The sequence below is a fragment of the Caulobacter soli genome, from assembly GCF_011045195.1.
Classification (GTDB): domain Bacteria; phylum Pseudomonadota; class Alphaproteobacteria; order Caulobacterales; family Caulobacteraceae; genus Caulobacter; species Caulobacter soli.
The window spans coordinates 5,077,589-5,092,229 of record NZ_CP049199.1 but is presented as its reverse complement, the minus strand read 5'-3'; the positions used below and the strand labels follow the sequence as shown (position 1 = coordinate 5,092,229).

Below are 14,641 nucleotides of genomic sequence, written 5' to 3'. Positions count from 1 at the left end.
CCATGGCCAGTCTCGACCTTCAAGGCGTCTCGCTGACGTTCCCTGTCTACGGGGTCGCCGCCCGCCAATTTCGAACTCAGCTGATCAAGCCCCTCAAGAGCCGCAGCACCACCGACCATAACCGGGTCATGGTGCAGGCGCTGCGCGACGTGACGCTGTCGGCCACGGCCGGCGACCGCATCGCGCTGGTCGGCGGCAATGGCGCGGGCAAGTCCACCCTGCTCAAGCTGATGGCGGGCATCTATGAGCCGACCGGCGGCTCCATCCGCCGCCAAGGCTCCATCCGCACCCTGCTCGACATGGTCAGCGGCATGGAAGAGGACGCGAGCGGCCGCGACAACATCGTCATCCGCGCCCGCTACATGGGCGCCAGCACCAAGCAGGCTCGGTCGATCGTCGACGACGTCGTCGATTTCGCCGAACTGGGCGAGTTCATCGACATGCCGATCCGGACCTATTCGGCCGGCATGCGGATCCGCCTGGCCTTCTCGATCGCCACCAGCTTCAACGCCGACGTGCTGCTGATCGACGAGGTTCTGGGCGCCGGCGACGCGGCCTTCATCGAGAAGGCCACCAAGCGGATGATCAACATCATCAACAACGCCGGTCTGGTCGTGCTGGCCACCCACGCGTTGTCGCTGTCGGACTCGATCGCGCGGCGCGGCATCTACATGAAGGACGGCCGCGTCGCCTTCGATGGGTCCTACGCGGACGCCGTCGCCACCTACATGGCCACGACTCACGCCGCCTGAGGTCAAACAAGATGTCGAAACTTCGGGGCGCGGTCTTCGGGGCCGGGATCATGGGCGCGTATCACGCGCGGATGCTGGCTCAGGCGCCGGACGCGGAGCTGGTCGGCGTGGTCGAGGTCGACGCCGCGCGCCGCGCCCAGATGGCGCAGCAACTGAATTGCCAGGGTTTCGCCGATCTGGACGAGGCCCTGGCCGCGGGGATCGACTTCGCGGTGGTGGCGACGCCGAACCACCTGCACGCGCCCCTGGCCGAGGCCCTTCTGGCGCGGGGCGTCCACGTCCTCGTGGAAAAACCCATCGCCAATACGCCAGCGGAAGCCCAGCGGATGATCGCGGCGGCGGACGCCGCCGGCAAGGTCTTGATGGTCGGCCACGTCGAGCGCTTCAACCCCGCCGTCCTGGCCGCCAAGAAGGCTTGCGAGGGCGAGGCGGTGATCTCCGTCTCGATCACGCGGGCCGGGCCGTTCCCGCCGCGCATGGGTGATGTCGGCGTGATCATGGACCTGGCGGTGCACGACATCGACATCGTCCGCTTCCTCACCGACTCGGACATCGTCGACGTGACATGCCAGCACGCCAAGGCCCACGGCTCGGCTCAGGACGTGGCGATGATCCTCGCGCGGACCCAGAACGGCGCGCAGGCCCAGATCAATTGCAACTGGCTCACGCCCTTCCGGGTGCGCCAGCTCCAGGTGGCCACGGCCAGCCGCTTCGTGGTGGCCGATCTGATCACCCGCCAGGCGACGGCCTATTCGGACTATAAGCCGGACGGAGCCTATGAGACGCGGCACCTGTTCGTCGAGCAGGCCGAACCGCTGAAGCTGGAGCACGCCGCCTTCCTGAGGGCGATCCGTGAAGGCGCGGCCGCGCCGGTTTCGGGCTGGGACGGTCAGCGCAACCTCGAGCTCGCTCTGGCCTGCATCGGCTGACGATCGCCGCTGAAGCCCACGGAACGATGGTCCCAGAGGCCGCGTTTCCAAGGTGTCGGTTTTGCGAGGTCGCCATGCTCGAACAGGTCATCTATGTCGTCGCCGAGGGCGATCAGTGGCGCGTCAGCCAAGATGGCCGCACCCTGGCGCGCGAAGCCTCGCGTGACGAGGCCTTGGCCCTGGCCGCCGACCTGGCGCAGAACGCCGAAACCGCCACTGGGGTGGTCACGCAGGACATCGACGGCGAAGTCGCCAGCGAGCAGTATCTGAACGGCGACGCCTTGCCCTGGGCTCAGAGGATCGAGGCGACGCCCGCAACGCCGGATGATCCAACGCCGGATGATCCGATGACGGCCATCCTGGAGCACGCCGCTCCGGTGGAGGATGGCGAGGCGGCCCTGGATGGCGCCCCGTCGTCGCCGAGGCCTTCCGTCTAGGGCCGACGGCGCGGCCTATTTCATCTTCATCAAGGCCTGGCAGCTGATCCCGGCGGAGTCGGGCTTGAACGCCAGGACATCGAAACCCGCCGCGCCGACAGCCGCGGCGAAGCTTGCCTGATCGAAATAGTAGCCACAGCTCGGGACCTTGAGGTCCAGCTTCCGCTCGGACGGATAGATCACACCGGCGACCGAGCCGGGACGGATCGTGCAGAACTCGCCGGTGGCCAGGGCACCGGGCCGCAGCAGGGTGCGCATCCGGATCAGGGCGCCGGTCAGATGCGATCTGTTCAGGTGGAAGAGCGTGTTGTGGGTGACCAGAGTGTCGAAGGTGCCCCTCAGATCCCGGAACACCACTTCGTCGCTGATGTGGCCGTACCGCATGCCCCGTCGCTGGGTCGACTTGGCGACGGCCAGCACCAGACGGGAGGCGTCGATGCCGAGATAACGCGACGTCCACGGCGTCAGCTGGCGGCCGAGCCAACCATATCCGCAGCCCAGTTCGACCACCCGTCGCCCGGCGATCGCCGAGCCGGGGATGAACAGGCCGCAGGGCGAGGCGCGGCCGCTGGGTCCATGCTTGGCCAGAGTCACGCTCGTCATCTGTTCGGCGCTGACCTTGGACAGGCCGCGCGCCTCCGTTCGCCGCCATTCCACGGCGGGGATCAAGGCGTCGTCGATCGAGGTGGCCAGGGCTTCGCCCCAGGTCCGGTCCCACGCGTTGCCGGCGACCGACATCTCGGCCACGCTGCAGTACGTCGGCTTTTTGACCTTTTGCCCCAAGGTGGTTTCCTCCTCTTTCGCGGCGTCGCCCGCGATTACGCCGCCGCCCGAGGCGTGGACCGTTCCGCTTCCGCGCGCAGGCGCGGGTGGATCACGGGCGAGCGCAGCCCCTTGTCCGGCGAACGGGCGATCACCCGGTCATAGATGGCCAGAAGCTTTTCCGCCTCGACCGGCCATTCCCAGGCGGGACCCTTCGCGATCATGTCCTGCCGCGAGCGGCTGACGATATCGGTCTCGGGGTCGAACATGGTGTTGATCGCCGCGGCCATGTTGGCGGGGTTGGTCAACTCGGCGACCATGCCAAAGCCCTCGCCCTCGATGACCTGGCGCAGATAGACCAGATCATTGGCCAGGATCGGCAGACGGGCGGCGATGAATTCGTAGAGCTTGTTGGGCGAGCAGAACTTGTGATTGAAGTCGATCGGTTGGTACGGGATGATCCCGACATCGGCCGAGGCGCTCCATTCCAGCAGTTCGGTCCAGGGCACGGCGTCCAGGATATGGACCCGTTCGGTGCAGCCCGACCTTTCGGCGATTCCCCGGAAATACTCGCGGTCGCCGTAGCCGATCATCACGAGATGGACGTCCTCTCGCACGTCGGCCATCGCCGCCACCAGTTCGGCCAGGCCACGGCCTTCCTTTGAGAACCATCCCTGGTAGCAGAGCACGCGCACGTCCGCCGGCAGGCCAAGCTTTTCATGGAAGCGGCGCGGACGCGGGTTGGCTTCGAGAGCCGGCGTGCGTTCCGTGGCGTTGGTGATCACCTCGAACGGCTTGCTGCCGTAGCGCTTTTCCATGAAGTGGCCGCAGAACGGGTTGACCGTGATCAGGGCGTCGCAGTGCTTGACCAGCGCGCTCTCGCGGGCGAGCAGGAAGGTCTTCTCGGCGGCGGTCAGGCTGGAAATCTCGGGATAGACCTCGTGGGCGTCGTAGATCAGCGGCACGCCCAGCTTTCGCGCCACGGTGACGCCAGCAAACAGCTGGGGCAGATCGTGCGCGTGGATCAGGTCGGGATCGTAATAGGTCGCCCAATCGATCAACGCCTGATCCCAGGCGTGCGGCTTCATGGGGTGGGCCAGGTGCGAGGGACCGGCGAATTTCAAGCCGCGGCGTGGGCGGCGCACGAAGCGGGCGATCTCGAGGGCCAAGCCCATGGCGCCCGCGGCCAGCAGGCGTCCCGCGATCATCGCGCGGCGAGGCAGCGGGGTCCAGGAATCGAATACGCGGGCGAAATCGCGGCGCAAATAGACCTCGGGCGAGGCGCGCACGGCCACGAGCCAGGCATAGAGGCGCAGGATGATGCTCTTGAGTCGGCTCAGGCGCGTGCGAACCGCGCCCTTGGCGCAGGTCTTGGCGACCGCCTGCATCCGCCGCGCGAACCCGATGACCAGGCCTTTGACGGAGGGCTTGGCCAGCCAGGTCGAGCTCAACTTGACGTACGCCACCTTGAGCTCGTTGATCCGTGCTCCGTCAGGCAATCCGTCGAGGTGACGGGCGAGGAGTATGACTTCGTGACCCTTGGCGATCAGCGCGTCAGCCTCGAGAAGAATGCGACGGTCGATCGAGTTGGAGTCGTCCGTCAGCATGACGATGCGCATGAATTTGCTACGCCCCAGCGTATCTTAGACCGACGGCCGGTGTGGCATCATCGTCACCCACGCGCAACCCTGGCCTTTTTTAATCGGGTTGCCTGTCCGCCCCGGCGCGCGGTACTACCGCGTCGTGGGCGGCGAGCCCAGGCGTCATGGTCCGATGATGAAGCAACAGCCCAGGGTTTATCACGGCCCCTTCAACATCGCCGGCATACCGGGAATTCTGGCCAAGACCGAACGCGAAATCGGGCTCTCGTCCCGGGCGATTTGTTTCCCGGCTGGCGTCTATCAGCGTGACGTCGACCAGACCATCACCAGCTTCACCGCCGACCACGCGCTCTCCGCGATGCTCGACTACGACATCTTCAATTTCCATTTCGGCTATTCGCTGTGGGGCGACGGTCTGGAGGACATTCGCTTCCTCAAGATGGCCGGAAAAAAGGTCGTGATGCACTTTCATGGGTGCGACATCCGCGACTCGAAGGTCGTCCAGCGGAAGTATCCGATCAACGCCTGCCAGGCCTGCTGGCCCATGGCCTGCAATCGCAACAGGCTTCAGGCGCGGGAGGTGGCCAGGGGTCTTGGGCGGCGGGCCGTGGTCTATACGCCCGACATCCAGGAGTTCGCGCCCAACGCCACCTTCCTGCCCCAGCCGGTCGACCTGCAGGAGCTCGACGCCGAGGCCGCCGGCTTGCCGGTCCACGAGCGTGATCCCGACGTGGTGCGCATCGTCCACGCGCCCTCCGCGCTGGACCTGAAGGGCTCGGTCCACCTGCAGAACGCCTGCGAGCGACTGGCGGCCCGAGGGGTCAAGGTGGACCTGAGGCTGATGACCCAGCGCACCCACGCCGAGGTCATGGAGGAGATCGCCAACGCCGACCTGGTCGTCGACCAGCTGCTGGCCGGCGCCTACGGCGTGTTCGCGGTCGAGGCCATGGCGCGCGGCGTGCCCACGCTGGGCTATATCCGCGACGACCTGCGCGACATTTATTCCGAAGACCTGCCGATGATCAGCGCGACGCCCTACGACATCGAAAGCATCCTGCTGCAGGCGATCGAGCGCCGGTCCGATTGGGAGGGCATCGGTCGACGCTCCCGGGCCTATGTCGAGGCGCGCCACGATCGTCGTGTCGTGTCTCCGCGTCTGATCGAACTCTACAGCTGAAATTCTAGGAGGCCGGAACATGGAAGTGCGCGCGTCGCAAATCGCCGCTTTGCTGGGCGGCGACCTGGTGGGCGAGGATCTGTTGATCAAGGGTCTTTGCACCCTGGATTGTCCCCAGCCCAACCGCATGGGATTTATCAATCGCGACAGCGCGGCCCTGTTCGAACAGGTCGGCGACCAGCTTGAGAGCCTCTTTCTGATCCCGACCGACAGTGAGCAGCCGTTCAAGCCGCCGCACATCCGCACGCCCAACCCGCGAGGGGCCTTCGCCCGGGCCACGAGTCTCTTCGCGACCAAGCCCGAGCCCGGAATTTCGCCCCTGGCCTTTGTTCACCCCACCGCCACGGTGGACCCCACCGCCTCGATCGCCCACGGCGCTTCGATCGGCGCCCTGTGCGTGATCGGGCCTGAAACCGAGGTTCGTCCCAACGCCGTGATCGGTCCGCGCGTGCAGACGGGGCGGGGTTGCGTGATCCACAGCGGCGCGACGGTAGGCGGAGAAGGCTTCGGCATCGACACCGATGAAAACGGCAACAACATCCGACTGCCGCACCTCGGAGGGGTGATCCTTGGCGATTTCGTCGAGGTCGGCTGTCAGGCGACGGTGTGCGCCGGCACGATCGACCCAACCGTCGTCGAGAACTATTCCAAGATCGATGACCACGTTCACGTCGCCCACAACGTTTTGATGGGCCCCAACTGCGTGATCACCGCTCACGCCGAGATCAGCGGCAGCGTGAAAATGGGCGCGGGCGTGTGGCTCGGACCCAACGCCTCCATCTTGGAAGGCATCCGTGTCGGGGCCGACACCATGCTGGGCATCGGGGCCGTCGCCATTCGCGATCTCGAGCCCAACAGCGTTTACGTCGGTTCGCCCGCGCGGCGGATCCGGGCGCGCTACGAGAGCCCGCCGAATGCGAAAGACGGAGGCGATCAATGATTTCCTTTTCCCCTGAAGGCTACGCCGCCGTGCTCCGTGCGGGCCTTGACGCCGGCTACGGCTTTGTCCCCGTTGGCGAGGCGATCGCCCGCGAAGGCAAGACGGTCGCCTTGCGCCACGACGTGGATTTCGACCTCGACCACGCGCGCCAGATGGCCGAGATCGAGACCGGGCTGGGCGTGCGCTCCACCTATTTCGTGCTGATGGGCTGCGACTTCTACGCGGCGACGGACGCGGCCGGCCGGGCGGCGATCGCCGCCATCACCGACCTGGGTCACGAAATCGGCCTCCACTGGGACTCGTCCTACATCGCCGACGCCGAGCAGGCGGTCGATCGGGTTCGGCGCGAGCGCGACCTGCTTTCCGCGATCGTCGGCAAGCCGGTGGTCAGCGCCTCGCAGCACGTGCCGACCGATTCGGCCTATTTCGACATCGAGAGCCTTTTTCAGGTCGAAGCCTATTCCGCCGCGATGCGCGAACGCTTCACCTACGTCGCCGACAGTTCGATGCGGTGGCGCGCCAAGACGCCGCTGGACCTGTTCGCCGAGGGTGTCGACGTGCAGTTCAACGCCCACCCGGTGTGGTGGATCTCGCAAGGCGAGACCGCCGACGACAAGCTACGCGCCTTGCGGGAAGTCCAGGCTCAGCGCCAGTCCGCGGAGTATGAGCGCTTCATCGGCTACATGAACCACGTGCTGGCCAACCGCGACGCCTATGACCGGAAGTTCGCCGAGGCGAGAGCCCTGTAGCCGCCACCCTTCAACAGGATGTGGTAGTTTTCGGAGAAGACGACCTTGGGGTCGTAATAGAACAGATCGTCGGGGCCATAGAGCTCCACGGCGAAGGTCTGGAAAGCGATCAGGGCGTCGAGCGCCTTCCTGTGTTCGCCCGCCGTCGATAGCGAGCGGATCGGCCAGGCGAACGCTTCGACCGGACGCGTGAGCACCTCCGCGTAAGGCCGCGTGTAGAGCGTGTTGATGGTGGCGTCCAAGGTGAGGCCGCGCCCGCCGACCATGACCTCGTTGAAGATATGATCGCGGCGTATGCAGACCGCGCGATGCTCGAAGCCCAGCATTTCCAGCACGGCGGCCAGCACGGCGCTGAAGTCCTGGCAGCAGCCGATCCGGCTGGCCAGATAGTCGGCCGGGGTGCGGATCGGGCCGTCGATGGCGCTTAGGACACATCCGACCTGGCTTGGGTCCTGCTGTCCGAACACGTAGAGGCTGGAGACCATGTTCATGGCGTGTACGGCCAGGAGCGCCCGCCGCGACAACCCGCCGGTCGCCTCGACCAGGGCGTCCACGCGGGACGGGAACAGCACCGTGATCGCCTCGGTAAGGGCGGCGATTGAGCCCGAGTCCTTCAGGGCCTGGGGCGACCACTGGTCCGGGGCCTCGAAGACATGCACGCGCCGAACACGATCGGCGACCTGGCCGCTGAGGCCGCCAAGGACGTCCAGGCTTATGGCGCGCGTTTGGCCGACCGAGTGGGCGCCGCTCTTCTCGCCTCTCCGCAGATCGACGTGCAGGCTGTAGACGCCTGGCGCGCCTTGGTCGACCTCGACGAGCGACTCCGCGGACCAGTCGGAGATCACCTTCCAGGCGTACGATCCCGCTTCGTCGCTCTCGGCGTCGAATCTCACCTGGATGCGTCGCTCGACGCCCGGCGGCATCAGCACGGCATAGCGCTGGAACGTCGCCGCGCTGATGGGCTTGAGGCCCTTGAAGACGACCGCACCCGCGCCCGACGGCGCCGGCAGCACAACGCCGTCCGCAGCATCAGAAAGGGCCGAAGATGAAACCATTGCGGGAAAAGCCAAAATACAACTTTAAGAAACGAAACTTAGCTTCACGAACACACTATGTCACGTCGTTCCTTGCTTCACGCGTCTTGCATCGTTACGCCGAAGTCGGTTTTTAGCCACCGGAAGGTTAGCCTGTGAGCAAGCCGTCGTTTTTCTCCCCTTACACGCATGGCATGACCCGTGTCGCCGCGTGCGTGCCGCGCGTGCGACTGGCGGATCCGGCGACCAACGCCCAGCGGGTGATCCATATGGCGCGCGAGGCCGAAACGGCCGGAGTGGCCGTGGCGGTGTTTCCCGAACTGAATCTCTCCGGCTACGCGATCGACGACCTGTTCCAGCAGGACGCCCTGCTCGCCGCGGTGGAGACGGCCATCGGCGTGCTGGTGGAGGCCAGCGTCGGCTTCTGCACGACGATCGTCGTGGGCGCGCCGCTCCGCGACGGGGGGCGTCTCTACAATACCGCCGTGACCATCGGGCGGGGCCGCATACTGGGCGTTACGCCCAAGACCTACCTGCCGAACTATCGTGAATTCTACGAGCGCCGCTGGTTCAGCAGCGGCCAGGGCGTGACAGGTCGTCAGATCGTCGTCGCCGGCCATTCGGCGCCGTTCGGCGTCGATCTCCTGTTCCGGGCCGAAGGCGACGCGCCGTTCACCTTCGGGGTGGAGATATGCGAGGACGTCTGGACTCCGATACCGCCCAGCGCCCGGGCGGCCTTGGCGGGGGCCGAGATCCTGCTCAATCTGTCGGCCAGCAACATCACGATCGGCAAGTCCGAGACGCGCCGGCTGCTCTGCGCCTCGCAATCCGCGCGTTGCATCGCCGCCTATGTCTATTCCGCCGCCGGGGCGGGAGAATCATCGACCGATCTGGCCTGGGACGGACACGCGGACATTCACGAGATGGGCGGGTTGCTGGCGGAGACCACGCGTTTCGCCACGCAGGACGCCATGGTCATGGCAGACATCGATGTGGCCCGCCTGCGCCAGGAGCGCATGCGCACCGGCAGTTTCAACGACACGGGCGACGCGCTGGGCGCCGCCTGGCCCTATCGCATCGTCTCGGTGGATTTCACGCCCCCGGCCGGCGACCTGGCCCTGGTCCGGCCGATCGAGCGCTTCCCGTTCACCCCGTCCGATCCGGCCAAGCTGGCCGAGAACTGCTACGAGGCCTACAACATCCAGGTTCAGGGCCTGGCGCGCCGCGTCGAGGCGGCGGGGTCCAAGAGCCTGGTGATCGGGATCTCCGGCGGTCTTGATTCGACCCACGCCCTGATCGTCGCCGCCAAGGCCATGGATCAGCTGGGCCGGCCGCGCACGGACATCCTCGCCTACACCCTGCCGGGCTTCGCCACCTCCGACCGCACCAAGTCCAACGCCTGGGCGCTGATGAAGGCGATCGGCGTCACGGCGGGCGAGATCGACATCCGCCCCGCCGCCCGTCAGATGCTGGCCGACCTCGGCCACCCGTTCGCCCAGGGCGAGCCGGTCTATGACGTGACGTTCGAGAACGTCCAGGCGGGCCTGCGCACCGACTATCTGTTCCGCCTGGCCAATCACCACCACGGCATGGTGGTGGGCACCGGCGACCTGTCGGAACTGGCGCTGGGCTGGTGCACCTACGGGGTCGGCGACCAGATGAGCCACTACAACCCCAATTCCGGGGTGCCCAAGACCTTGATCCAGCATCTGATTCGCTTCGTGGCGGCCTCGGGCGACGTGGACGCGGCGACGGGCGACCTGCTGGAAGACATCCTGGCCACCGAGATCTCGCCGGAGCTGGTGCCGGGCGAGCAGGTCCAGGCCACCGAGAGCTTCGTGGGTCCCTACGCCCTGCAGGACTTCAATCTCTACTATCTGACCCGCTACGGCATGGCGCCGTCGAAGATCGCCTTCCTGGCCTGGACCGCCTGGCATGACGCCGCCGCGGGCGCCTGGCCGGTCGGGACCCCGGACGACGCCAGGCGCGCCTACGACCTTGCCGAGATCAAACGCTGGCTGGAGCTATTCCTGAAGCGGTTCTTCGCCAACCAGTTCAAGCGCTCGGCCATGCCCAACGGCCCGAAGATCTCGTCCGGCGGGGCCCTGTCGCCGCGCGGCGACTGGCGAATGCCCTCGGACGCCACGGCCGACGCCTGGCTGTCCGAATTGCAGGCGGGCGTGCCGGTTTAGATCGGCCCGGGCGCCTGGCCCCTATTTTGCCGGGAGCGATGTGCTAACTGACATCGTCCGACGCTTTAAGGTCGGGACGCTTTTTGTGCCCCGGGGGATTTCTTGGTCGCGACCTATCCTGTGATCCTGTGCGGCGGGTCTGGAACCCGCCTGTGGCCCGCCTCGCGCGCCGACCGTCCCAAGCAGTTCCTGAAGCTGATCGGCGATCGTTCCAGCTTCCAGGACACCATCCTGCGGGTCATGGACCTGCCGGGGGCCGACGAGATCGTGGTGGTCACGGGCAAGGCCATGGCCGAGCTGGTCGAGCGCCAGGCGCTGGAGCTGGGCGTCAAGCTGACGGTGATCATCGAGCCCGAGGCTCGCGACTCCGCGCCGGCCATCGCCGCCGCCGCCGCCTATGTGCAGTCGCGCTCGCCCGACGGGGTGGTGCTGATGCTGGCGGCCGACCACCACATCGCCGAGCCGGAAGTCTTCCGCGAAGCGGCGCTGGTGGCCATCGAGGCCTCCAAGACCGGCCTGATCGTCACCTTCGGGGTTCAGCCGACCTCGCCCGCGACCGGCTTCGGCTACATCAAGCCCGGCGACAAGCTGGCCGGCGGCGTGTTCTCGGTGGCGGCCTTCGTCGAAAAGCCCGACCTGGCCACCGCCAAGGCCTATGTCGAGGACGGCTACTACTGGAACAGCGGCAACTTCGCCTTCACGGCCAAGACGCTGCTGGACGAACTGGCCGTGTTCGAACCCGCGATCCGCGACGGGGCCGTGGCCTCGGTCGCCAAGGGCCAGCGGGACGGCGTGCGGCTGCACCTCGACCGCGAGGCGTTCGGCGCGACCACCAAGAAGTCGCTGGACTACGCGGTCATGGAGCGCACCACCCGCGCCGCCGTGGCCCCGGCCGCCTTCACCTGGTCGGACCTGGGCGCCTGGGACGCGATCTGGGAAGCCTCGATCCGCGACACCGAGGGCAACGCCGCCAGCGGCGACATCCATCTGATCAACACCACCAACGTGCTGGCCCGCTCGTCCGGCCCGTTCGTTGGGGCGATCGGCGTGGCCGACCTGCTGATCGTCGCCGAGCCCGACGCCGTGCTGGTCTGCCGCCGCGACGACGCCCAGGCCGTCAAGACCCTGGTCGACGTGCTCAAGGCCAGTGGTCGCGACATCGCCCACCGTCACGCCATCGCCTTCAGCGGCGGCGTCGAGCGCCAGCCGGTGACCAGCACGCCCGGCGCGGTGGTTCAGCTGTGGCGTCTGGAAGCCGGGGCGGTCGCCGAACTGCCGGTCGGCTCGATCCAGGTGCTGGACGGCGCCCTGACCGCCGGGGCGGAAAGCCTCGCGGCCGGCGCCCGCCAGGACCTGGGCGCGCCGGTCGAGGTCCGGGCGGCCACCGCCGCCTCGGTGCTGGTCACGACCTGGCGCTGACGGCCCGGTCCAGCTCCAGGATCGCGCAGACGATGTGATAGAACGAGCTGGCGGGGGCGGCCTCTTCGACGAAGGTCCCGTCCGCCCGCAGCTTGTCGCGCCACAGGCCCTTCACCGGCACATCGAAATACTTCAGCAAGGCCTCGGCGCCATTGGCGGCCGTGGTCCACCAGCGCGCGTCGCCGGTCACCCGGGCGGCCAGCACGCCGGCCTTGATCTGTTCGGTCTGGGCCCACAGGCGGGCGATGTCGTCATGCACGCTCATGTCGTCCAGCAGAGCGAAGATCGCCACGCCACGCTTGGGATCGACGCCGGGACCCTCGCCGATCTCGATCATCCGCAGGGCGGCCCTGGTCGCGTCGTCGCGTCCGGCCAGCTGGCCCCAGCGCAGCAGCAGCCAGGCCCATTCGAACTGGTGGCCCGGTTCGACGATCCGGCCGTCCACGCCCGGGGCGGGGTTCCAGTCGCCGTCGTAATACTCGCGCAGGCCGCCGCTCTTGGGGTCGATGAACTTGGCCAGGGCCAGCCCCGCGATCTCGTCGGCCATGGCGCGCCAGCCGCCATCAGCGTCGAGACCGGTCTCGATCCAGGCCAGGCTGGCCTCGAACAGGTGCATGTGCGGGTTGGACAGCAGGGGCAGGGTGCGCGGGCGGGTTTCCTCAAACCCGGCCACGGGGTGCTTGAGCGTGTCGTAGAGGGCCTGGCGCAGGCTGACGCCCAGGGCCGGCAGGTCGTCGCGCTCGGGCAGGACCGAGCTGGCCATGGCCAGGCCGAACAGGCCGAAGGCCTGGTCATAGAGGTCGACCTTGTCGTCCAGGGGCGAGCCGTCGCTGGCCACCAGGGTGCGCATGAAGCCGTCGGGACGGCGATACTTGCTCAGATAGAAGTCCAGCCCGTGTTCCAGGGCCTGTTTCCACGGACCGTCCCAGCCCAGCAGTCCGGCCACGGCGTAGGAATAGATCTGGCGCGGCTGAACCCGCGCCCGGCGTGGGGCCTCGACCGGGGTTCCGTCCAGGGCGATCTTCTCGAAGAAGCCGCCCTGGACCTTGTCGGCGCCGACGTCCCACCAGATCGGAAAGGCCTGGTCCAGGGCCCAGGTCTTGAGCTCGTCGCGCAGGCGGACAAGACGGGCGAAGTCGTCGGTCATCGGTGATCCTCGGGATGGCCTGGAGCTGGGGCCGTTCTAGGCCGCCTCGCCTGGGTTCGCCAAGCGCCGCTCGCCTTGTCGCGCGTTGGGGCCTGGCGTAAGGCGGAGGCATGTCTGAAAAAGCGCCATTGAAAGCCGTGTTCTTCGATCGCGACGGGGTGCTGAACCTCGACCACGGCTATGTCTGCGAGCCTGAGCGGCTGGACTGGATCGAGGGGGCCCGCCAGGCGGTCGCGACGTTGAACGCGGCCGGGGTGAAGGTGCTGGTCGTCACCAACCAGTCGGGCGTGGCGCGGGGCTATTTCACCGAGGCGCAGGTCGACCTCTTTCATGACGCCTTGCAGGCGGGGTTGGCTCCAGTGGGCGGCCGGATCGACGCCTTCTATGTGGCGCCCCATCACGAGGACGCCGTCGACGACCGTTATCGCCATCCCGACCATCCCGATCGCAAGCCCAATCCCGGCATGATCCTGCGCGGGCTGGCCGACTGGTCTCTGGCGCCCGAGGAGACCGTTCTGGTGGGCGACAAGGGTTCGGACGTCGAGGCCGCGCGCCGCGCCGGCGTCGAGGGGCTGCGGTTTCGGGGCGGCGACCTGCTGGCCTTCCTGCGCGAAAGCCTCGGTGAGCGATTTCCATCCGGCGCCTAGGGGCTTTCCCGGCTTGGCGCGGACCCTCGGGACGGATAAACGAGCCTGAAACTTCAAAGCAAAAGCGCAGGCCCATGCAGATCTTCCTCGACAGCACCGACACCAAGGTCATCGCCGACCTGGCCTCGACCGGCCTGGTGGATGGGGTGACCACCAACCCGACCCTGATCGCCAAGGCGGGCCGGCCGATGCTCGAAGTGATCGCCGAGATCTGCGACCTGGTGCCGGGTCCGATCAGCGCCGAGGTGGCCGCCACCACCCACGAGGCGATGATCGCCGAGGGCAAGAAGCTGGCCGCGATCGCGCCTAACGTGGTGGTGAAGATCCCGCTGACCCGTGACGGCCTGATCGCCTGCGCGGCCTTCGCCGGCGAGGGCATCTCGACCAACGTCACCCTGTGCTTCTCGCCGACCCAAGCCCTGCTGGCCGCCAAGGCCGGCGCGACCTACGTCTCGCCGTTCATCGGCCGCCTGGACGACTACGGCTTCGACGGCATGGACCTGATCCGCGACATCCGCGCCATCTACGACAACTACGGCTATGAGACCGAAATCCTGGCCGCCTCGGTGCGCAACGTCGCCCACGTCAAGGACGCGGCCATCGTCGGCGCCGACGTGGTGACCATCCCGCCGGCCGTGTTCGGCGACCTGTTCAAGCATCCGCTGACCGACAAGGGCCTGGAGCAGTTCCTGAAGGATTGGGCGGGCACGGGCCAATCCATTCTCTAAAGGCGTCCGCCTTCCAATCTGGGCGAACGATGTTCGATTTTAGGGCGGCCCCGGAGAAATCCGGGGCCGTTTTATTTTGCGACCGCGAAGGCTGTTCGCATTTGCGAGTTCGTGCGTTAAGGTCGCG

Annotated in this window: 14 protein-coding genes; 10 read left to right on the top strand and 4 right to left on the bottom strand. The window is 67.1% G+C overall.

Features of this window, described 5'->3' with window-relative positions:
- The first annotated feature begins 2 nt into the window (after positions 1-2).
- The 3 genes from G3M62_RS23740 to G3M62_RS23730 all read left to right on the top strand — a co-directional run bounded on the left by G3M62_RS23740 (position 3) and on the right by G3M62_RS23730 (position 2,118).
- Positions 3-752: an ABC transporter ATP-binding protein gene (locus G3M62_RS23740; RefSeq protein ID WP_165191004.1), complete on the top strand. Its 750-nt coding sequence runs from the start codon at positions 3-5 to the stop codon at positions 750-752.
- An 11-nt stretch (positions 753-763) separates the two neighbouring features.
- Positions 764-1,681, top strand: a complete 918-nt coding sequence (locus tag G3M62_RS23735) for a Gfo/Idh/MocA family protein (RefSeq protein WP_165191003.1) — start codon at positions 764-766, stop codon at positions 1,679-1,681.
- 74 nt (positions 1,682-1,755) lie between these two features.
- Positions 1,756-2,118 carry a hypothetical protein gene (locus tag G3M62_RS23730; protein WP_165191002.1) on the top strand — a complete coding sequence of 121 codons (363 nt, stop codon included), beginning with the start codon at positions 1,756-1,758 and terminating at the stop codon, positions 2,116-2,118.
- 15 nt (positions 2,119-2,133) lie between these two features.
- Here the strand turns inward: G3M62_RS23730 and G3M62_RS23725 are convergent, their stop codons facing one another.
- Positions 2,134-2,901 (bottom strand): class I SAM-dependent methyltransferase, encoded by a 768-nt coding sequence (locus G3M62_RS23725; protein WP_165191001.1) that lies wholly within the window; start codon positions 2,899-2,901, stop codon positions 2,134-2,136.
- A 35-nt stretch (positions 2,902-2,936) separates the two neighbouring features.
- The gene (locus tag G3M62_RS23720; RefSeq protein WP_165191000.1) at positions 2,937-4,499 is read right to left on the bottom strand and encodes a glycosyltransferase; all 1,563 of its coding nucleotides are present in this window, start codon (positions 4,497-4,499) and stop codon (positions 2,937-2,939) included.
- A gap of 154 nt (positions 4,500-4,653) precedes the next feature.
- On the opposite strand from G3M62_RS23720, the gene G3M62_RS23715 reads away from it, so the two are divergent.
- From G3M62_RS23715 to G3M62_RS23705, 3 genes are read left to right on the top strand one after another with little or no spacing between them, the layout of a single operon-like run.
- A complete protein-coding gene (locus tag G3M62_RS23715) occupies positions 4,654-5,658 on the top strand; it encodes a glycosyltransferase (RefSeq protein WP_165190999.1) in 1,005 nt (334 codons plus the stop codon).
- A gap of 19 nt (positions 5,659-5,677) precedes the next feature.
- The gene (locus G3M62_RS23710; protein ID WP_165190998.1) at positions 5,678-6,598 is read left to right on the top strand and encodes a transferase; all 921 of its coding nucleotides are present in this window, start codon (positions 5,678-5,680) and stop codon (positions 6,596-6,598) included.
- Positions 6,595-7,347, top strand: coding sequence for a polysaccharide deacetylase family protein (locus G3M62_RS23705; RefSeq protein WP_165190997.1), 753 nt, complete (start codon positions 6,595-6,597; stop codon positions 7,345-7,347). Before G3M62_RS23710 ends, G3M62_RS23705 begins: the two co-directional genes overlap by 4 nt.
- Here G3M62_RS23705 and G3M62_RS23700 read toward each other — a convergent pair.
- Positions 7,311-8,360 (bottom strand): transglutaminase domain-containing protein, encoded by a 1,050-nt coding sequence (locus tag G3M62_RS23700; RefSeq protein WP_165190996.1) that lies wholly within the window; start codon positions 8,358-8,360, stop codon positions 7,311-7,313. The genes G3M62_RS23705 and G3M62_RS23700 overlap by 37 nt on opposite strands.
- A gap of 176 nt (positions 8,361-8,536) precedes the next feature.
- Here G3M62_RS23700 and G3M62_RS23695 point away from each other — a divergent pair, with 176 nt between their 5' ends.
- Complete coding sequence (locus G3M62_RS23695; protein ID WP_165190995.1) at positions 8,537-10,573, top strand: NAD(+) synthase; 2,037 nt, start codon at positions 8,537-8,539, stop codon at positions 10,571-10,573.
- A gap of 102 nt (positions 10,574-10,675) precedes the next feature.
- A complete protein-coding gene (locus G3M62_RS23690) occupies positions 10,676-11,992 on the top strand; it encodes a mannose-1-phosphate guanylyltransferase/mannose-6-phosphate isomerase (protein WP_165190994.1) in 1,317 nt (438 codons plus the stop codon).
- On the opposite strand, the gene G3M62_RS23685 is transcribed toward G3M62_RS23690, so the two are convergent.
- Positions 11,976-13,139 carry an AGE family epimerase/isomerase gene (locus tag G3M62_RS23685; RefSeq protein ID WP_165190993.1) on the bottom strand — a complete coding sequence of 388 codons (1,164 nt, stop codon included), beginning with the start codon at positions 13,137-13,139 and terminating at the stop codon, positions 11,976-11,978. The genes G3M62_RS23690 and G3M62_RS23685 overlap by 17 nt on opposite strands.
- Positions 13,140-13,249: 110 nt before the next feature.
- On the opposite strand from G3M62_RS23685, the gene G3M62_RS23680 reads away from it, so the two are divergent.
- Positions 13,250-13,786: a D-glycero-alpha-D-manno-heptose-1,7-bisphosphate 7-phosphatase gene (locus G3M62_RS23680; RefSeq protein ID WP_165190992.1), complete on the top strand. Its 537-nt coding sequence runs from the start codon at positions 13,250-13,252 to the stop codon at positions 13,784-13,786.
- A gap of 74 nt (positions 13,787-13,860) precedes the next feature.
- Positions 13,861-14,514 carry a fructose-6-phosphate aldolase gene (gene fsa, locus G3M62_RS23675; protein ID WP_019848227.1) on the top strand — a complete coding sequence of 218 codons (654 nt, stop codon included), beginning with the start codon at positions 13,861-13,863 and terminating at the stop codon, positions 14,512-14,514.
- The last annotated feature ends 127 nt before the right edge of the window (positions 14,515-14,641 follow it).

Excerpts from the sequence above, each read along its gene's own strand:
- G3M62_RS23685 (WP_165190993.1), bottom strand. The coding sequence starts at position 13,139 with ATGACCGACGACTTCGCCCGTCTTGTCCGCCTGCGCGACGAGCTCAAG.
- G3M62_RS23710 (WP_165190998.1), top strand. The coding sequence starts at position 5,678 with ATGGAAGTGCGCGCGTCGCAAATCGCCGCTTTGCTGGGCGGCGACCTG.
- G3M62_RS23720 (WP_165191000.1), bottom strand. The coding sequence starts at position 4,499 with ATGCGCATCGTCATGCTGACGGACGACTCCAACTCGATCGACCGTCGC.
- G3M62_RS23680 (WP_165190992.1), top strand. The coding sequence starts at position 13,250 with ATGTCTGAAAAAGCGCCATTGAAAGCCGTGTTCTTCGATCGCGACGGG.
- G3M62_RS23740 (WP_165191004.1), top strand. The coding sequence starts at position 3 with ATGGCCAGTCTCGACCTTCAAGGCGTCTCGCTGACGTTCCCTGTCTAC.
- fsa (WP_019848227.1), top strand. The coding sequence starts at position 13,861 with ATGCAGATCTTCCTCGACAGCACCGACACCAAGGTCATCGCCGACCTG.
- G3M62_RS23730 (WP_165191002.1), top strand. The coding sequence starts at position 1,756 with ATGCTCGAACAGGTCATCTATGTCGTCGCCGAGGGCGATCAGTGGCGC.
- G3M62_RS23715 (WP_165190999.1), top strand. The coding sequence starts at position 4,654 with ATGATGAAGCAACAGCCCAGGGTTTATCACGGCCCCTTCAACATCGCC.
- G3M62_RS23735 (WP_165191003.1), top strand. The coding sequence starts at position 764 with ATGTCGAAACTTCGGGGCGCGGTCTTCGGGGCCGGGATCATGGGCGCG.
- G3M62_RS23705 (WP_165190997.1), top strand. The coding sequence starts at position 6,595 with ATGATTTCCTTTTCCCCTGAAGGCTACGCCGCCGTGCTCCGTGCGGGC.